Here is a 17774-nt window from a genome sequence, read left to right as displayed (position 1 = left end):
GTCGATCTAGTCAGCCGCTTCCGCATGCTCGACCAGCAACTGGACACGGGTCCTGCCATTGAATTCATTTGCATCGAGGCGGTAAGCCACACGTGCGCGGTTCGGCAGTGAGTCTATATGGCCGAACCAGATGGCGTCATAGCTGGCACCGTCTTTCTCCAGCGTCAGTTTGAGGTGGCGTTCTTTCAGGATGCGTTGATTGACGACGCGGAACTCATCGCAAAACAGCGGTGGCGCAAAGCCCTGGCCCCAGACCTGGGCTTCCATTAATTCAATGAATTGCGTCGTGAAGTAAGCCGATTCGAGCGGACCGTCGGTTTCCACCACACGTTCCAGCTGGTTCTGGTCCAGCCAGTCCTTGCCGACCGCTTCAAATGCCTCGGTGAATGCGTCCAGTGCATCTGCCCGTATCGTCAAACCGGCCGCCATTGCATGGCCACCGAATTTATCGATCAGCTTGGGCGCATGCTTGGATACCAGGTCCAGTGCATCGCGCAGATGGAAGCCGGCGATGGAGCGCCCCGACCCCTTGATCCAGCCGTCTCCGGCATCGGCGAAGGTAATCGTCGGACGGTAAAACTTGTCTTTCAGGCGTGAGGCGACGATACCGATCACACCCTGGTGCCAGCTCGGGTCGAACACGCTGATGGTGGTCTTGTCTTGCGGGTTGAAATTTTCCAGCAAGAGCAAGGCGGTGTCCTGCATATCCGCTTCGATGGTGCGGCGTTCGCGATTGATTTCATCCAGCTGCTGCGCGATGGCCCAGGCGCGACCTTCGTCGTCGGTGGTCAGGCATTCTATGCCCAGCGACATATCGGACAGGCGGCCGGCAGCATTCAGGCGCGGCCCTAGTGCAAAGCCGAGGTCGAACGGCGAGGCGCGGCGTGCTTCGCGTCCGGCGGCGCGGAACAGGGCGGCGACGCCGGCATGCATGCGACCGGCGCGCATGCGTTTCAAGCCTTGGGCGACCAGGATGCGGTTATTGGCGTCGAGTTTGACGACGTCGGCCACGGTGCCGAGTGCGACCAGGTCGAGTAGTGCATCCAGCTTGGGTTGTGTCTGTGCGTCGAAGATGCCTCGTTTGCGCATTTCGGCCCGCAGTGCCAGCAATACATAAAACATGACGCCGACGCCGGCCAGGTTTTTACTCGGGAAGCCGCAATCAGGCTGGTTTGGATTCACGATCACGCGCGCCGCCGGCAAGGTATCGGCCGGCAAGTGATGATCGGTGACGACCACGTCTATGCCGCGCCGATTGGCTTCGGCGACGCCGTCTATGCTGGCGATGCCATTGTCGACGGTGACGATGATGTCGGGCGATTTTTCACGCACGGCCAGTTCGACGATTTCCGGTGTCAGTCCATAACCATATTCAAAGCGGTTCGGCACGATGAAGTCGACGATCGCACCCATGGCGCGCAAGCCGCGCAGCGCAACCGCACAGGCGGTGGCACCGTCGCAGTCATAGTCGGCGACGATAACCAGTTTCTTTTTGGCTGCAATCGCATCGGCCAGGAAGGTGGCGGCAATATCTATCTTCAGCAGGCCGGGTGGCGGGATCAACGCCGTCAGCTCGCTATTCAATTCTTTCAGGTCGAGCAGGCCGCGTGCTGCATACAGGCGCGCCATGACCGGATGCACGCCGCTTTGCAGCATGCGTTCGGCATCGCGGAACGGGTAGGGGCGGGTCGTGATGCGGGTCATGGTGCCAGACGGGAGAGTGAAGCTTTGCGCCAGAATTTGCGCAGCGATGATTTGCTGCTGGTGATGGTCGACAAGGCGATGTTATTGCTGAGGGTGATGCTGAATTGATCGAGCTGATTATTCCTGATCGCTTCCAGTAAGGGGGCGAACCAGATTTCTTCCATAGCCTGCAGGCGCATCAACCATTCCGACCAGTCGCCGGCCATGGATGGTGCAATCAGGCTGTCCAGCGTGAGCAAGCCGTGTTGCGGGTGGGTCGCCAGTAATTCGGCGGCCGAGCTGACCGCGCGATGCCTGAGGCCCGCAAGCATAAGCGGATTGCGCCCGGAAGATAAACTGAATGTTTCTTCAAATTTATTCGCGGGAGCCGCATTGTTATTGCTTGTGCCGCCCCATAGCCAGACCGAGTTGACAGGTTTCAGGCCGCGCATTTCGCGGGCTTCGTTGGTCGGGTGGTCGTGCCAGTGCATTTGTACTTCGTTTTGCAATCTGCGCCAGTCGCGCGCTTTTTCGCCTTTCGGCATCCAGATATCGATGTTGTGGCCGCAGGCGGCGCTCGGCGTTGAAGTCTGCAAGGCTTGTAATTCGTCGGCGCGCAAGAACCAGGTATGGGCATCGCCATATAGCAGCGTCTGCCCGGTTTCGGCAAACAGCGGCTGTACGATGTCGAACAGGCTGCGCGCATCTTCTTCGGATAACTGTAATTGCTGCGTATCGGTCAATACCAGGTGATCGCGCGCGATATGCAAATGCACCGGCTGCAGGATAAACCAGCCGCCATCATCAGCGGGCAGGTCAAAAGCGGACATCGCATTGCGGGCGGCAGCCGGGCTGGAGTCGCCGTTGACGGCGAGGCCGGATTGGCGGGCCAGCCATGTTTCATGCGGTAGTGCACGGGCAAAGCCATCGTATGCCTGGTGTTCTGTCAGGTCGCCGCGTCCGAGCAGGGTGGCGAGTGCGGGCGTTTTCAGCTCGCGCAGCAGGTCGCGTGCCATTTCTTTCTGCGGCAGCGCGAACGGTAAAAGGAGTGCAAGTTGAGTCATGCCGCGATTGTAGGGCAATTGCGCGCCTTGCCGCCATCAAGATCGCGATCTGATACTTATCTTGTCTTTGATGCCATGGGGAACGGAATTGGCTGCGGCCGGGTCAATGGCTGGTACGCTTGCCTTTTCATCCTCTTGCTTTGCTGGTGCGGGAGAATGTATGGCAAACTGCGTGCTGCATTCAGGAGCCTTCATTGAGCATCATAAAAAATCTATCTTTCGAATGGCTGGTCGGCATACGCTATACGCGCGCCGGACGACGTAGTGGTCGTAACAGCTTTATCTCATTTATCTCGCTGATTTCGATGGCGGGCATTGCACTTGGCGTGGCGGCACTGATTATCGTGCTGTCGGTCATGAACGGCTTCCAGAAGGAGGTGCGTGACCGCATGCTGTCGGTGTTGTCGCATATCGAAATCTTTGAACCGCAAGGTGCGCTGCCGAACTGGCAGGAAACCGCACGCGAAGCATTCACCAACAAGGAAGTGCGCGGTGCAGCACCGTACGTCGATGCACAGGCCATGATGACGCGTGATGACACTTTGCGTGGTGTCGCAGTCCGCGGCGTGTTGCCGGCGGAAGAGCCGAAGGTGTCGGATGTGGCATCGCAGGTACGCCAGGGCAGTCTCGATAATCTGCGTCCCGGTGAATTCAATATCGTGCTCGGGAATGAGCTGGCGCGCGGCATGGGTGCACAACTCGGCGACAAGATCACGATGATCGCGCCGCAAGGGCAGGTGACGCCGGCCGGTGTGATCCCGCGCCTCAAGCAATTCACCGTGGTTGGTATTTTCGACTCCGGTCATTTTGAATACGATTCGACGCTGGCCTTCATCCATATCAATGATGCGATGACCATGTTCAAGTTGCCGGCGCCGTCGGGTTTGCGCCTGAAGATCGCCGATATGCAGCGCGCGCCGCAAGTGGCGATGGATTTGACGCAGGTCATTAGTGGCAATGTGTTGATACGCGACTGGTCGCGGCAAAACCGCAACTGGTTTGCCGCGGTGCAGACGGAAAAACGCATGATGTTCATCATCCTGACCCTGATCATCGCAGTGGCCGCATTCAACCTGGTATCGACGCTGGTGATGACGGTGACTGACAAGCAGGCTGATATCGCGATCCTGCGTACGCTCGGTGCCTCGCCGCGTTCCATCATGAAGATTTTCATGATCCAGGGCGCTTTGGTGGGTTTGATAGGAACCGCGCTGGGCGTCGGTGGCGGGGTATTGATTGCATCGAATATCGATGTCATCGTGCCTTTCATCGAACGCCTGTTGCACGTGCAATTCCTGCCTAAAGATATTTACCTGATTAGTGAGCTGCCATCCGATCTGCGCTGGAACGATGTCTGGACCATAGGCAGTGTGGCGGTAGTACTTTCTTTTGTTGCGACGCTGTACCCAAGCTGGTGGGCTGCCCGCGTAAAACCTGCGGAGGCATTGCGTTATGAGTGAACATGTATTGGCGTGCCGCAATCTGGCAAAGACTTTCACGCAAGGGAAGTACTCAGTCAGTGTATTGAAGGATGTCAGCCTGGATATCGTCAAGGGCGAGCGCGTCGCGATTGTCGGCGCTTCCGGTTCCGGCAAATCGACATTGCTGCATTTGCTCGGCGGTTTGGATACGCCTAGCGCGGGTTCGGTTACTTTGCTGGGACAGGACTTCGCAACGCTGGATGAAAAGAAGCGTGGCGACTTGCGTAATAAATCATTGGGCTTCGTTTATCAGTTCCATCATTTGTTGCCGGAATTTTCGGCGCTGGATAATGTGGCAATGCCGCTGATGATACGGCGCGTACCGCGTTCCGAAGCACATGAAAAGGCGCGTGCCATCCTGGCACGGGTCGGGCTTGAACATCGCGTCACGCACGTGCCGGGTGAGCTGTCCGGTGGTGAGCGGCAACGCGTGGCATTAGCGCGGGCGCTGGTGACACAGCCGGCTTGCGTACTGGCGGATGAGCCTACCGGCAACCTGGATCGGGCCACTGCACAAAAGACCTTCGACCTGATGCTGGAGTTGTCGCGTACGCTGGGGACTGCATTTATTATCGTCACACATGATGTCGAGCTGGCCACGCACTGCGACCGGATCCTGCGCTTGTCGGATGATGGTTTGCACCCGTATACGGATTAACGTTTCTTTCCTGGATAGTCATGGATGATTTGTACTTCCATCATCTGATTGCGCATTGCTGACATGTGGGTCGATACGCACTGTCATCTGGATGCAGCAGAGTTTGCCGGCGTCGAAGATGCCGTCGCAGAGGGCGCTGCGCAGAAACAGGTCAGCATGATCGTGATCCCGGCGGTTGCGCGCGATAACTTCGTGACGGTGGCCGAGCTGGCGCGCAAGCATGGCAATTGCAGTTATGCGCTGGGCATCCATCCTATCTATGTACCGCAGGCGCAGGAAAGCGATCTCGCCTTGCTACGCGAGACTGTCACTGCGGCCATGAACGATACGCGCTTCGTCGCCCTGGGTGAAATCGGCCTCGATTTCTTTGTGCCTATGTTGACGACGCCGGAGATGCGTGAGAAGCAGGAGTTCTTCTACGCCGAACAACTCAAGATTGCGCGTGATTTTGAGTTGCCGGTCTTGCTGCATGTGCGGCGTTCGCAAGACAGCATCCTCAAGTACCTGCGTCGTATCAAGGTGGTCGGCGGTATCGCCCACGCTTTCAACGGCAGCTTCCAGCAAGCGGAAACCTTTATCTCACTCGGCTTCAAATTGGGGTTTGGCGGCGCGATGACGTTTACCCGCGCGCTGCAGATCCGCCGCATGGCGAGCACCTTACCGCTGGAAGCCATCGTGCTGGAAACCGACGCACCGGATATTTCGCCGGCCTGGTTGCACCCGCAGCGTAACAGCCCGGAAGAATTACCCAATATAGGCCAGGTCCTGGCCGAACTGCGTGGATTGCCACCGGATGCCGTCGCCCGGCAGACGACTGCCAATGCCCTTGCCGTGATGCCGCGGCTGGGTAGCTTTATTTAGGTAGCGGCATGCGTAGCACCATCATCGGTTTTGTTATCGGTGCTGCGTGGCTACAAACGCGGGCCACGCTGCCGCAGTATTTTTCCATCCTGTTATTGCTGATTGCCGCCTGTGTACTGGTGGCGCTGGCCCGTCATTCCAACCTGCATAAATTCAAGACGCCCTTGCTCGCACTATTCGGTGCAGTGCTGGGTTTCGTGTGGGCGGCTTTGTTTGCACAATATTATTTGTCGCATGAATTACCGAAAGAACTGGAAGGCAAGGACATCACCGTCATCGGTACCGTTGCCAGCCTGCCCAATTATTTCGAGCGCGGCGTACGTTTCAATTTTGCGGTGGAAGAAGTATTGCCGCTGGATGGCGTCGCCCCGAGTATTCCGCGCAAGCTGGCCTTGTCCTGGTATTCGTCATTCAATCCGCAAGACACGCAGGGCATAGGCGAGATGCATGCAGGGGAGCGCTGGCAACTGACCTTGCGCCTGCGTCGTCCGCATGGCAATGCCAATCCCTATGGCTTCGATTATGAGCGCTGGTTGCTGGAGCAGAATATACGGGCGACCGGCTATGTGCGTCCCGACCAGAAGGCGGAATTCAAGAATGAACGGCTGGCACCGTTTGTATTCAGTTTCAATAATGTCGTCGAACGCAGTCGCGGCTGGCTGCGTACCCGCATCGAGCAAACGCTGGAGGGGCAGCCTTATGCCGGTGTGATCGTGGCTCTGGTGGTGGGTGACCAGCGTGCGATCAGCCAGCCGGATTGGGCGGTATTCAACCGGACCGGTGTCTCGCACCTGATTTCGATTTCGGGTTTGCATATCACGATGATTGCGGCCATGTTCGCCGGCCTCGTGTTTGCATTGTGGCGACGCTCCTTCTTTACTTCGGCCAGCCTGCCTTTGCGCTTGCCGGCACAAAAGGCCGCGGCACTGGCGGGTGGCCTGGCGGCATTGGTGTATGTCTTGCTGGCCGGTTCCGGCGTGCCGGCGCAACGCACGCTGTATATGTTGACGGTCGTGGCACTGGCCTTGTGGTACGGGCGGCTTACCAGTGTTTCCCATGTCTTGTGCCTGGCCTTGGGTGTCGTGGTCTTGCTGGATCCATGGTCGGTGCTGGGGCCGGGCTTCTGGTTATCCTTCGGTGCGGTAGCGGTGATCCTGTACGTGAGCGTCGGACGTGCACGGGCTCCGCTGAAGGCTGGGCAGTCACGCTGGCGTGTTGCCTTGCGGAATGCAGGAATGACGCAGTATGCGGTAACCATCGGCCTGGTGCCGCTGACCGTACTCATGTTTGGCCAGGCTTCACTGGTCAGTCCGCTTGCCAATGCCATAGCGATCCCGCTGGTCAGTTTCTTCGTGACGCCACTGGCATTGGTCGGTAGCGTCTTGCCGGCACCCTTGTCCGGCTGGTGCCTGCAATTTGCGCACTGGCTGGTGCAGGAGCTGGCGCAACTGTTGACCTGGATGAGCAGTTGGCAACTGGCGGTCTGGACCGTGCCGATTCCAAGCTGGTGGATGTTTGCGCTGGCTCTGTTCGGCACGGTATGGATGCTGGCGCCACGTGGCTGGCCGGCGCGTTACCTTGGTTTGTTTGCCTGGCTGCCTTTGCTGCTGAATACGGCGACGCATCCGCGTGCCGGTGAAATGTGGGTGACCGCATTCGATGTCGGGCAGGGCATGGCCTTGCTGATTGAAACGGAAAAACATCGCCTCCTTTACGATACCGGCCCGGTGTATTCGCCTGAATCGGACGGCGGCAATCGCGTCATCCTGCCTTACCTGCATGCACGCGGTATCAATAAGCTGGATGGCATGATGATCTCGCATAGCGATAACGATCATTCCGGCGGTGCTTTATCCATCCTCAAGGAAGTCGACGTTGCACAACTGTCGACTTCCTTGTCGCTCGATCATCCGATTGTGGGTAGCGGGTCGTCGCACCAGCGTTGCGTGGCGGGGCAGGCATGGGAATGGGATGGTGCGCGCTTTGAAGTACTGCATCCGCCGTCGGACCTGTATGAAAGCGCCAAGTGGAAACCGAATGCGCGCAGCTGCACGTTGAAGATAACATTGGGCGAGTACGCGATCCTGCTGCCGGGTGATATAGAGGCAAGGCAGGAAGCCGCGCTGGTCGCCAGCCAGCCGGAAATTTTGCGCGCGAATGTATTGCTGGCGCCACATCACGGTAGTGGTACCTCATCGACCGAGCCATTCCTGCGCGCGGTTAATCCGCAGTTCGCGATATTCCAGGTCGGCTATCGCAATCGCTACCGTCACCCGAAACAGGAAGTCTATGACCGTTACGGGGCGCTGGGGATTTCACGTTTGCGTAGCGACGATACCGGTGCCGTCAGCCTGCGCTTTGGTGCGCAGATGCAGGTAAGTGATTATCGGAGCGAGCATGCACGCTACTGGTATGGGCGTTAGCCGACGGCGTTGCGATTTTTGTATTGTCCGTGGTCGGATCGACCAAATCGGCAAAGCCTTGTCCGGCAAGGCTTTGCCGATTTGGCCCGGCGTGCGGCAGGATTGAAACCCGGGAATTTGTTTCGCTCGCGTTAAATTCATCTGAAAACCTCGAAGAACCGGGCGGGTTTGCGGTATAATTTGAATTTCCCGCACGTGCCATTCGGCACCTTCTGTAATGACCAAGTTTGTATTCGTCACTGGCGGCGTTGTGTCTTCCCTGGGTAAAGGGATAGCCGCCGCCTCTCTCGCTGCGATCCTCGAATCGCGCGGCCTCAAAGTCACTCTTCTCAAGCTCGATCCGTATATCAACGTTGATCCCGGCACGATGAGTCCGTTCCAGCACGGTGAAGTCTTCGTTACTGAAGACGGCGCCGAGACCGATCTCGATCTTGGTCACTACGAACGTTTCATCACTGCGAAGATGCGCAAGGTGAATAACTTCACGACCGGCCAGATTTATGAATCCGTGATCCGCAAGGAACGTCGCGGTGAATATCTGGGCAAGACGGTGCAGGTTATTCCGCACATCACCAACGAGATCCAGGATTACATCCATCGTGGCGCCGAAGGTTTTGATGTTGCCCTGGTGGAAATCGGCGGCACCGTCGGCGATATCGAATCGCTGCCTTTCCTCGAAGCTGCCCGTCAGTTGAGCCTGCGTGCCGGCCGTAATGCGGCCGCATTCGTGCACCTGACATTGGTTCCTTACCTGGCGTCCGCCGGTGAGTTGAAAACCAAACCGACCCAGCATAGCGTGCAAAAACTGCGTGAAATCGGTATTTCACCGGATGCGCTGTTGTGCCGTGCCGACCGCCAGATCCCTGATGATGAACGCGCGAAGATTTCGCTGTTCTCGAACGTGCAGGAAGACGCGGTGATCTCGGTCTGGGACGCTGACACGATTTACAAGATTCCACAAATGCTGCACGACCAGGGCCTGGATCGCATCGTTTGCGAAAAACTCGCCTTGTCGCCGAAACCGGCTGACCTGTCGATGTGGACCAAGCTGGTGCATGCACTGGAAAATCCAAAGGACAGCGTCACCATCGGTATGGTCGGCAAATACGTCGACCTGACCGAGTCGTACAAATCGCTGACAGAAGCATTGCGTCACGCCGGTATCCATACCGAAAGCCGCGTCAATATCGAATACCTCGATTCGGAAGAAATCGAAAACACCGGGCCGCAATGCCTGGCCAAGTACGATGCGATCCTGGTGCCTGGTGGTTTCGGCAAACGTGGCGTCGAAGGCAAGATTGCTTCGGCCCGTTTCGCTCGTGAAAGCAAGATTCCTTACCTCGGCATTTGCCTCGGCATGCAAGTTGCGCTGATTGAATATGCGCGTGATGTGGCCGGCCTGACCAAGGCCAATTCGACCGAGTTTGATGCCGATACCGAACAACCGGTAGTGGCGCTGATCAATGAATGGCAAAACCATGACGGCAAGGTTGAGCGTCGTGATGCCAATTCCGATCTGGGCGGCACCATGCGTCTGGGTGCGCAAACCTGCGCGGTCAAGCCGGGTACGCTGGCAGCGGAAATCTACGGTAGCGAAGTGACCGAACGTCATCGTCATCGTTACGAAGCAAATAACCATTATCTTGGCCGTGTTGAAGATGCCGGCCTGATTGTTTCGGCCCGCACACCGACCGAATCCCTGTGCGAAATCATGGAATTGCCGCGTACCGTGCACCCTTGGTATGTCGGCGTGCAGTACCACCCTGAGTTCAAGTCAACCCCGCGTGACGGACATCCGTTGTTCATCTCGTTCATCAAGGCGGCGCTGGCTCACAAACACGCAGGGCAGGCCAAGAAGTAAACGCAGCAAAGCTAAATGCAGCAAAGAGTATCGAAGCAGCTTCCATATTCATACAAACGTTAAAAGAATTTGTAATTTAGGAGAATTAGATGAGTGCAATTGTTGACATCATTGGCCGCGAAGTAATTGATTCACGCGGCAATCCGACCGTCGAATGCGATGTCTTGCTGGAATCCGGTGTCATGGGCCGTGCGGCCGTGCCGTCCGGCGCGTCGACCGGTTCGCGTGAAGCAATCGAATTGCGCGATGGCGACAAGAGCCGTTATTTCGGCAAAGGTGTGTTGAAGGCATGTGAACACATCAATACTGAAATTTCCGAAGCGATCATGGGCCTGGACGCGAACGAACAAGCTTTCCTCGACCGTACCCTGATCGACCTCGACGGTACTGAAAACAAGGCTCGCCTGGGCGCCAACGCCACGCTGGCAGTGTCGATGGCAGTAGCGAAGGCTGCGGCTGAAGAGTCCGGCTTGCCACTGTATCGCTATTTCGGCGGTTCGGGCGCGATGCAAATGCCAGTGCCGATGATGAACGTCATCAACGGCGGTGCTCACGCGAACAACAATCTGGATTTGCAGGAATTCATGATTATCCCGGTCGGTGCGCCTAGCTTCCGCGAAGCAATCCGCTACGGTGCGGAAGTATTCCACACCCTGAAAAAAATCATCAATGACAAAGGCTTGCCGACATCGGTAGGCGATGAAGGCGGTTTCGCTCCTTCGGTGGAAAACCACGAAGCAGCAATCAAACTGATCTTGCAAGCAATCGAACAAGCCGGCTACGAGCCGGGTACGCAAATCGCGTTGGGCCTGGATTGCGCAGCCAGCGAATTCTACAAGGATGGTAAATATCAGTTGTCGGGCGAAGGCATGACCTTGTCGAGCGCTGACTTCACCAACCTGCTGGGCACCTGGTGCGACAAATATCCAATCATCTCGATCGAAGACGGTATGGCTGAAAACGATTGGGACGGCTGGGCGACCCTGACCAATGCACTGGGCAAGAAAGTGCAATTGGTTGGCGACGATCTGTTTGTTACCAACACCAAGATCCTGCGCGAAGGCATCCAGAAGAACATCGCCAACTCGATCCTGATCAAGATCAACCAGATCGGTACCCTGACCGAAACTTTCGCTGCGATTGAAATGGCGAAACGTGCCGGCTATACCGCTGTGATCTCGCATCGTTCGGGTGAAACCGAAGACTCGACAATTGCCGATATCGCTGTTGGTACCAATTCCCTGCAGATCAAAACCGGCTCGATGTCGCGTTCGGATCGTATGGCGAAGTACAACCAGTTGCTGCGTATTGAAGAAGATTTGGGCGATATCGCGAGCTACCCGGGCCGCGGCGCATTCTACAATTTGAAGTAATCGATCGCCGGTCATACAGCCATGCTGCATGACCGGTTTTTTCTTGTACATGTCCGATGCGCCTCATTATTCTTTGTCTTGCAGCGCTGGTGGTGCTGATCCAATTCCCGCTATGGCTGGGGAAGGGCGGCTGGCTGCGCGTGTGGGACCTGGATCACCAGGTAGTGGCAGCACAGAAAAAGAATGACGAACTCAAGGCGCGTAACGCCAAGCTGAATTCGGAAGTGCAGGATTTGAAGGAAGGTACCGGCGCCGTTGAAGAACGTGCCCGTTACGAGTTGGGTATGGTCAAGGAAAACGAAGTCTTCGTGCAGATCCTTGATCCTAACAAGAAGTCCACCTTCGTTTCGATTCCCCCGCCTGTCATAGAACCCAAAGAAAAACGTTGAACGATGCACGTGCTGCATATGCAGGCACGCGTCGTTGATCTTGCTTAATGCTTGATCGGGCTGGCCGGGATCAGGGTTTCCACCGGTGCTTCAGTCACGAACAATTGGGCGCAATCGACCGGGTCAAACTCGTAATGCTGGCCACAGAAGTCGCAGTCTATTGCCAGTTTCCCCATTTCTTCCAAAGCAGAATCCACTTCCGCCTGGCCCAGCATTTTCAGCATGGAGCCAACTTTTTCGCGCGTGCAGCTGCACAGGAAGTTCGGGTGCTTCGGATCAAAAATGCGGATGTCCTCTTCCCAGAACAGGCGACGCATCACGGTTTCGATATCGGTTGAAAGCAGCTCTTCGGTACGCAGCGTGGAAGCCAGCATCACCGAACGATCCCATGGTTCCATCTCATCACCGCTGACCGCCTTGATACCACCTTCGTGCGGCAGCTTTTGCAGCAGCAAGCCACGCGACACATTCGCGTCCGCTGCCAGCCACAGGCGGGTATCCAGTTGCTCCGAGCGCATCATGTAATTTTCGATCACGGTCGCCACCGATTCGCCATCCAGCGGCACGATGCCCTGGTAGGCTTGCTGGCCCGGCAGCTTGTCCTTCGGATCCAGCGTGATGACAAAGCGGCCGCCGCCATTCAGGTTGACCAGTTGCGGCAGGGTTGCGTCATCGGCGATGACTGCGGTTTCCGCCAGCTTGGCGGTAGCGCGCATATTCAGGTCGGAGTCGCATTCGACTACCAGCAGGCGCAGCGGACCGTCGCCATGGATTTGCATCACGATGGCGCCATTGAACTTCAGGTTGGCCGATAGCAGGGCGGCAGCCGACAGCATTTCGCCGAGTATGGTTTTCACCGCAGCCGGATAGTCGCGTCGTGCCTGCACATGCTTCCATGTTTCGGAGACGTCCACCAGTTCACCGCGTACCGCAGTGTTTTCGAACATGAATTTTTGTAGTGTATCGGTCATGCTTATCCTATCCGTTTCAATGTATTTTTAAAGTCGCGCGCACGTTCTACATAGCTGTTTGCAATGCGCTGCAAATTGGCGACATCCGCCTCGTTCAATGTCCGTATGGCCCGGGCAGGTGCGCCCAGGATCAGTGAGTTGTCCGGGAATTCCTTGCCCTCGGTGACCAGCGCACCCGCGCCGACCAGGCAGTTCTTACCGATTTTTGCGCCATTCAGGATAATGGCCTGGATCCCGACCAATGAGCCTTCGCCTATGCTGCAGCCGTGTATCATCGCCTGATGGCCGACGCTGACATTGTCCGCCAGTGTCAGCGGGAAGCCGGGATCGGCATGCAGCACGGCACCTTCCTGCAAATTGCAGTTGCGACCGATGGTGATGTCTTCATTGTCACCGCGTATCGCCACCTGGAACCAGACACTGGAATTATCCATGATGGTGACGCGGCCGACGACGGTGGCGCTATCCGTCACGTAAGCAGAAGCGGCAATGTTCGGGGCGTGTTCGCCTAATTGGTAGATGGCCATGTTGTCAGTAAAATGGATGCTTGTTGGCTGTACCCGGGTACGGCTTTAATCGTCTTTGATGACAGGGCTGCATGCCTGCAGCCGGATCAATCCCCACAAATGGGGCCACATTCCTGAATTGGAAGGCCGAAAAGCGCATGAATTGGCAGTCCAGGCTGCGCAATCAGGTATAAAAGCGCTATTTTACGTTACTCACATGAATATCCCCGAATCTGCGCCCGGCGCACAGCATGAATTGCGCGCACTGGCGCTGTACTGGGCCGGCCAGACCGATGCAGCGGCCAAGGCGGCCGGCGTGATCGAATTGGCAAAATCCTGGCATGCCGGACAACTCAGCCTGGATACCGCTGCCGGTTTGCAGGCGCAAACGGCAATTCCCGGGCGTCCCGCCTTGCCCGAGCTGATCTCGCCCAAGTTCGTCAAGCATCGTTCGATGCGGACCGACGAGGGGCGGGCGGCGCTGATCCATGCTCTGACCCATATCGAATTCAATGCGATCAACTTGGCGCTGGATGCGATCTGGCGTTATGCCGGCATGCCGCAGGCCTACTATGCGGACTGGTTGCAGGTCGCAGGCGAGGAGGCTTTGCATTACTCATTGCTGGCCGGGCATTTACAGGTACTTGGCCATCGCTATGGTGACTTTGCCGCGCATAACAGCATGTGGGAGATGGCGGACAAGACCAGCGGCGATATCTTGGCGCGCATGGCCCTGGTGCCGCGCACGCTGGAAGCGCGCGGGCTGGATGCCACGCCATTGACACGGGCCAAACTGGCACAGGCGGGCGACCAGGCAGCGGCCGAAATCCTCGATATCATCCTGCGTGATGAGATAGGCCACGTCGCGATAGGCAACCATTGGTACAAAGTACTGTGTGATGAGCGCGGGCTTGATCCCTTGACAACTTACGCCGATTTGGCCTTACACTACAAGGCACCTGTATTGCGCGGGCCATTTAATTTGGATGCTCGTAGGGCAGCCGGTTTCAGTGAACCGGAGCTGGAGGCACTGCAAGGTGAAGCGCAATAAGTTTTTGCCGCACCCGTTGTTTGCATTTGTTACACCCTGTTACTGCATGAATGGAAACTTGATTCGACGTTCTTAGTCTGATGGAAAGATTGTCGTATAGATAATCGCAATGCGTAGGGATGTTTCTCCGCCAGTGTATTTTGGTTTGATGCATCTTTTTCGTATCACTTCATAAAAGGGAAAATCATGAATTCAAGCAAAACTCTACTCTCGATCCTTGCAGCAAGTGTGTTGATCGCGGGGCTGGCCGCCTGCCAGAAAAAAGAAGAAGTCGGCGGTCCGGCGGAAACCACCGGTCAGAAGATAGACCAGGCTGCTGCCGCTGCAGGACAAAAAATCGATGAAGCCGCTGCCAAGGTAAGTGCCGAAGCTGAAAAGGCAAAGACTGACATCAGTCAGGGCGCTGCCAATATGACCGATGCAGCCGGCAAAAAAGTGGAAGAAGTCGGCGTGAAAATGCAGGACTCCGCGAAAGACAGTACCAGCAAATAAGCTGTCCCAGCGAAGCGCGCCGCCGGTTCCTGACTGGCGGCGCGCTTTGTTGTTTACAGCCTGTGTTTGCACTTGCTTGCAACTCAGGGGGAAGCGCCGGACGGGCTGGAATGTAAAATGCTTGGCTGATGCTGCAGCATTTTTACAGCGAAATTTTTACTCACGTTTTTACTTTATTCAGCATGAAGCCTTCACGTTCGGAATGGATCACTATCCGCGGTTTGCAATACCACATACGGCATTGGGGTGAGCCGGATGCGCCTGTCCTGTTCATGCTGCATGGCTGGATGGATGTCTCGGCTTCCTTCCAGTTCCTGGTCGACGCATTGAAAGATGGCTGGCATGTGATTGCACCGGATTGGCGCGGCTTTGGCCTGACGGACCATGCCGCCGGCAATTACTGGTTCCCGGATTACCTGGCGGACCTGGATGCGATCCTGCTGCATTATTCTCCGACGCGGCCGGTCCATCTGCTGGGTCACAGCCTCGGCGCGAATGTCGCCGGGATCTATGCCGGTGTGCGGCCCGGGCGGATTGCGCGTTTGATCATGCTGGAAGGTTTCGGTATGCCGGCCACGCAAGCGCAGGATGCGCCGGCGCGCTTTGGTAATTGGCTGGATGAGTTGCGTGAGCCGCCGGTACTACGCAGCTATGGCAGCGCGGCAGAAGTTGCACGAAGGCTGCAAAAGAATAATCCACGCCTGCGTAATGAACGCGCCGCCTTTTTATCTGTCCATTGGGCAGCGCCCGATAAGGATGGGCGCTGGGAGCTCCAGGCCGATCCTGCGCATCGCTTGTCGACTCCCTATCTGTACCGGATCGAAGAGGTGCTGGCTTGCTGGCGTGCCATCTCGGCCCCGGTATTATGGGTAGAGGGCAGGCAGAGTGAATTGCTGGTACGTTTCGGTGCTGATCCGCGGGCGGAGATTGATACGCGTATTGCATGTATCGCCGACGCCACCATATTGTTGGTGGATGACGCCGGGCACATGTTGCAGCATGACCAGCCGGAAATGATTGCGGCGGCGATGGAGGAATTCCTGGCCTGAGGCGGTTAATCGTTTTTGCCGTACAGCAAATGACGGTTATCCCGCGTACAATCCCCACATGCGCCACTACTGGTGCATCACTATAGAATTTGCATGTTAAACGCTGACCTACATTGCCACTCCAACTTTTCCGACGGTACGCTGACACCGACGACCCTGGCTGCACGTGCCAAGGCGAATGGCGTTGATGTATGGGCAATGACCGACCACGATGAGGTTGGCGGGCTGGCCGAGGCACGTGCCGCTGCTGCCGCACTGGATTTGCCGTTTGTGGCAGGCGTCGAAATTTCGATTACCTGGTCCGGGCAGACCGTCCATATCGTTGGTTTGCAAATTGACGAAACGAATGAAACCCTGGTCAATGGTTTGGCTACCACCCGCGGCGGACGCGAACCGCGTGCGCGCGAAATAGCTGCACAACTGGAAAAAATAGGCGTAAAAGGTGCGTATGAAGGCGCACTCAAATTCGTTGATAATCCTGACCTGATTTCACGTACCCACTTTGCGCGTTACATCATTGAATTGGGCTTGTGCGATAACCTGCATGATGTGTTTGCCAACTACCTGGGTGAGGGCAAGCCGGGCTTTGTGCCGCATCGCTGGGCCAGTTTGCAAAACTCGGTCGAGTGGATACGTGCCGCGGGCGGAATTGCAGTGATTGCGCATCCGGGCCGTTATAAGTTCACCGATCTCGCATTTGATGCCTTGTTTAATGAATTTAAATCCTTCGGCGGTGTCGGAATCGAAGTGACGACAGGTAGCCATACGGTCGACCAATATGATTTTTATGCGAAGGTCGCAAAGGATTATGATTTCCTTGCATCGCGCGGTTCCGATTTCCACGGCCCGGGTGAGTCGCGGGTCGACCTTGGAGGCTTGCCACCATTACCACCGGGTGTAAAGCCGGTGTGGCATAACTGGGGGTGGTAATTATTGTGAAGATTTCGTTAAAAACAGTGAGTTACACTATTGAAATTTTCGATTGCGGTCTTATTTAGGAATCGCTCTTAACCCCCCTCTGGAGGCTATTGAATGAAACGTATTTTCCTGTTCATCGCGACGAATATTGCAGTCATTGCGGTGATGTCCGTGGTCCTGTCGCTATTGGGCGTCGACCGCTTCATCTCGCAGGCAGGCCTGAACCTGCCTATGCTGCTGGTGTTCTCGCTGGTGGTTGGTTTCACCGGCTCCATCATCTCGCTGCTGATCAGCAAGCCGATGGCCAAGTGGTCGACTGGTGCGCGCGTGATCGATGCGCCGTCGTCGAGTACCGAACTGTGGCTGATCGATACCGTCAGCAAGCTGGCACAACGCGCCGGTATCAAGATGCCGGAAGTTGCTGTTTACGACGGTGAACCGAATGCATTCGCGACCGGTGCTTTCCGCGACTCGGCTTTGGTGGCGGTGTCGACCGGCCTGCTGCAAAGCATGACGAAAGATGAAGTCGAAGCCGTACTCGCACATGAAGTGGCCCACGTTGCCAATGGCGATATGGTCACCATGACGCTGGTACAAGGCGTGGTGAATACCTTTGTGGTGTTCCTGTCGCGTGTAGTTGGTTACTTTGTTGATCGGGCGATTTCGCGTGACAACAATAACAGCCAGGGTATCGGTTACACGATTACCGTGATCGTGTCGCAAATCGTATTCGGTATTGCGGCTTCGGTGATCGTTGCATGGTTCTCGCGTCATCGCGAATTCCGTGCGGATGCAGGTGCTGCAAAATTGCTGGGCAGCCCGCAACCGATGATGAAAGCATTGGCACGACTGGGCGGTATTGAACCGACCAGCCTGCCGGAAGGTCTGGCTTCGCTGGGTATCAACGATAAGCCTGGATTTGCTGCTTTGTTCTCCAGCCATCCGCCTATCGAAGATCGTATTGCTGCGTTGCGTAACCTGCGCTAATCTTTAA

At 56.5% G+C, this 17774-nt stretch carries 16 protein-coding genes; 12 read left to right on the top strand and 4 right to left on the bottom strand.

Annotated elements, in window-relative coordinates; translation table 11 throughout:
- Positions 1 to 6 precede the first annotated feature (6 nt).
- A complete protein-coding gene (recJ, locus tag ACFQPC_RS07725; RefSeq protein ID WP_382271275.1) occupies positions 7 to 1704 on the bottom strand; it encodes a single-stranded-DNA-specific exonuclease RecJ in 1698 nt (565 codons plus the stop codon).
- The gene (locus tag ACFQPC_RS07720) at positions 1701 to 2699 is read right to left on the bottom strand and encodes a hypothetical protein (protein ID WP_382271273.1); all 999 of its coding nucleotides are present in this window, start codon (positions 2697 to 2699) and stop codon (positions 1701 to 1703) included. The genes recJ and ACFQPC_RS07720 overlap by 4 nt, the downstream gene beginning before the upstream one ends.
- 242 nt (positions 2700 to 2941) lie before the next feature.
- Here ACFQPC_RS07720 and ACFQPC_RS07715 point away from each other — a divergent pair, with 242 nt between their 5' ends.
- From ACFQPC_RS07715 to ftsB, 7 genes are all read left to right on the top strand, one after another.
- Positions 2942 to 4207, top strand: coding sequence for a lipoprotein-releasing ABC transporter permease subunit (locus tag ACFQPC_RS07715; RefSeq protein WP_382271271.1), 1266 nt, complete (start codon positions 2942 to 2944; stop codon positions 4205 to 4207).
- Positions 4200 to 4886 (top strand): lipoprotein-releasing ABC transporter ATP-binding protein LolD, encoded by a 687-nt coding sequence (gene lolD / locus ACFQPC_RS07710; RefSeq protein WP_382271269.1) that lies wholly within the window; start codon positions 4200 to 4202, stop codon positions 4884 to 4886. Before ACFQPC_RS07715 ends, lolD begins: the two co-directional genes overlap by 8 nt.
- A 63-nt stretch (positions 4887 to 4949) precedes the next feature.
- Entirely contained in the window at positions 4950 to 5747 is a 798-nt protein-coding gene (locus ACFQPC_RS07705) for a TatD family hydrolase (RefSeq protein WP_382271885.1), read from the top strand.
- An 8-nt stretch (positions 5748 to 5755) separates the two neighbouring features.
- Positions 5756 to 8170: a DNA internalization-related competence protein ComEC/Rec2 gene (locus ACFQPC_RS07700; RefSeq protein WP_382271267.1), complete on the top strand. Its 2415-nt coding sequence runs from the start codon at positions 5756 to 5758 to the stop codon at positions 8168 to 8170.
- Between the two features lie 217 nt (positions 8171 to 8387).
- Complete coding sequence (locus tag ACFQPC_RS07695) at positions 8388 to 10031, top strand: CTP synthase (RefSeq protein WP_382271265.1); 1644 nt, start codon at positions 8388 to 8390, stop codon at positions 10029 to 10031.
- An 89-nt stretch (positions 10032 to 10120) separates the two neighbouring features.
- Positions 10121 to 11404 (top strand): phosphopyruvate hydratase, encoded by a 1284-nt coding sequence (gene eno / locus ACFQPC_RS07690; protein WP_382271263.1) that lies wholly within the window; start codon positions 10121 to 10123, stop codon positions 11402 to 11404.
- A gap of 56 nt (positions 11405 to 11460) precedes the next feature.
- Positions 11461 to 11793 carry a cell division protein FtsB gene (gene ftsB, locus ACFQPC_RS07685; protein WP_382271261.1) on the top strand — a complete coding sequence of 111 codons (333 nt, stop codon included), beginning with the start codon at positions 11461 to 11463 and terminating at the stop codon, positions 11791 to 11793.
- A gap of 44 nt (positions 11794 to 11837) precedes the next feature.
- On the opposite strand, the gene hslO is transcribed toward ftsB, so the two are convergent.
- Both hslO and ACFQPC_RS07675 read right to left on the bottom strand, forming a co-directional pair.
- On the bottom strand, positions 11838 to 12764 hold the full coding sequence (hslO, locus tag ACFQPC_RS07680; protein ID WP_012079129.1) for an Hsp33 family molecular chaperone HslO: 927 nt from the start codon (positions 12762 to 12764) through the stop codon (positions 11838 to 11840).
- Between the two features lie 2 nt (positions 12765 to 12766).
- Entirely contained in the window at positions 12767 to 13291 is a 525-nt protein-coding gene (locus ACFQPC_RS07675; RefSeq protein ID WP_382271259.1) for a gamma carbonic anhydrase family protein, read from the bottom strand.
- Positions 13292 to 13487: 196 nt separating this feature from the next.
- Between ACFQPC_RS07675 and ACFQPC_RS07670 the strand changes: the two genes are divergently transcribed.
- The 5 genes from ACFQPC_RS07670 to htpX all read left to right on the top strand — a co-directional run bounded on the left by ACFQPC_RS07670 (position 13488) and on the right by htpX (position 17767).
- On the top strand, positions 13488 to 14321 hold the full coding sequence (locus tag ACFQPC_RS07670) for a ferritin-like domain-containing protein (RefSeq protein WP_382271257.1): 834 nt from the start codon (positions 13488 to 13490) through the stop codon (positions 14319 to 14321).
- A gap of 186 nt (positions 14322 to 14507) precedes the next feature.
- Positions 14508 to 14813, top strand: a complete 306-nt coding sequence (locus tag ACFQPC_RS07665) for a hypothetical protein (RefSeq protein ID WP_012079132.1) — start codon at positions 14508 to 14510, stop codon at positions 14811 to 14813.
- 182 nt (positions 14814 to 14995) lie between these two features.
- Positions 14996 to 15862, top strand: coding sequence for an alpha/beta fold hydrolase (locus ACFQPC_RS07660; RefSeq protein ID WP_382271255.1), 867 nt, complete (start codon positions 14996 to 14998; stop codon positions 15860 to 15862).
- Between the two features lie 93 nt (positions 15863 to 15955).
- Positions 15956 to 16792, top strand: a complete 837-nt coding sequence (locus ACFQPC_RS07655) for a 3',5'-nucleoside bisphosphate phosphatase (protein WP_382271253.1) — start codon at positions 15956 to 15958, stop codon at positions 16790 to 16792.
- A 102-nt stretch (positions 16793 to 16894) separates the two neighbouring features.
- The gene (gene htpX, locus ACFQPC_RS07650) at positions 16895 to 17767 is read left to right on the top strand and encodes a protease HtpX (protein ID WP_382271252.1); all 873 of its coding nucleotides are present in this window, start codon (positions 16895 to 16897) and stop codon (positions 17765 to 17767) included.
- Positions 17768 to 17774 lie beyond the last annotated feature (7 nt).

The sequence above is a fragment of the Herminiimonas glaciei genome, from assembly GCF_042664955.1.
In the GTDB taxonomy this organism is placed as follows: Bacteria; Pseudomonadota; Gammaproteobacteria; order Burkholderiales; family Burkholderiaceae_D; genus Oxalicibacterium; species Oxalicibacterium glaciei.
The sequence above is the reverse complement of the archived record's forward strand: the minus strand, read 5'-3'. Positions and strand labels throughout refer to the sequence as shown.

What these genes read in the sequence shown, in the direction of transcription:
- recJ (WP_382271275.1), bottom strand. Translation starts at nt 1,704, where the DNA reads ATGACCCGCATCACGACCCGCCCCTACCCGTTCCGCGATGCCGAACGC.
- ACFQPC_RS07720 (WP_382271273.1), bottom strand. Translation starts at nt 2,699, where the DNA reads ATGGCACGCGACCTGCTGCGCGAGCTGAAAACGCCCGCACTCGCCACC.
- lolD (WP_382271269.1), top strand. Translation starts at nt 4,200, where the DNA reads ATGAGTGAACATGTATTGGCGTGCCGCAATCTGGCAAAGACTTTCACG.
- ACFQPC_RS07705 (WP_382271885.1), top strand. Translation starts at nt 4,950, where the DNA reads ATGTGGGTCGATACGCACTGTCATCTGGATGCAGCAGAGTTTGCCGGC.
- ACFQPC_RS07700 (WP_382271267.1), top strand. Translation starts at nt 5,756, where the DNA reads ATGCGTAGCACCATCATCGGTTTTGTTATCGGTGCTGCGTGGCTACAA.
- ACFQPC_RS07695 (WP_382271265.1), top strand. Translation starts at nt 8,388, where the DNA reads ATGACCAAGTTTGTATTCGTCACTGGCGGCGTTGTGTCTTCCCTGGGT.
- eno (WP_382271263.1), top strand. Translation starts at nt 10,121, where the DNA reads ATGAGTGCAATTGTTGACATCATTGGCCGCGAAGTAATTGATTCACGC.
- ftsB (WP_382271261.1), top strand. Translation starts at nt 11,461, where the DNA reads ATGCGCCTCATTATTCTTTGTCTTGCAGCGCTGGTGGTGCTGATCCAA.
- hslO (WP_012079129.1), bottom strand. Translation starts at nt 12,764, where the DNA reads ATGACCGATACACTACAAAAATTCATGTTCGAAAACACTGCGGTACGC.
- ACFQPC_RS07675 (WP_382271259.1), bottom strand. Translation starts at nt 13,291, where the DNA reads ATGGCCATCTACCAATTAGGCGAACACGCCCCGAACATTGCCGCTTCT.
- ACFQPC_RS07670 (WP_382271257.1), top strand. Translation starts at nt 13,488, where the DNA reads ATGAATATCCCCGAATCTGCGCCCGGCGCACAGCATGAATTGCGCGCA.
- ACFQPC_RS07665 (WP_012079132.1), top strand. Translation starts at nt 14,508, where the DNA reads ATGAATTCAAGCAAAACTCTACTCTCGATCCTTGCAGCAAGTGTGTTG.
- ACFQPC_RS07660 (WP_382271255.1), top strand. Translation starts at nt 14,996, where the DNA reads ATGAAGCCTTCACGTTCGGAATGGATCACTATCCGCGGTTTGCAATAC.
- ACFQPC_RS07655 (WP_382271253.1), top strand. Translation starts at nt 15,956, where the DNA reads ATGTTAAACGCTGACCTACATTGCCACTCCAACTTTTCCGACGGTACG.
- htpX (WP_382271252.1), top strand. Translation starts at nt 16,895, where the DNA reads ATGAAACGTATTTTCCTGTTCATCGCGACGAATATTGCAGTCATTGCG.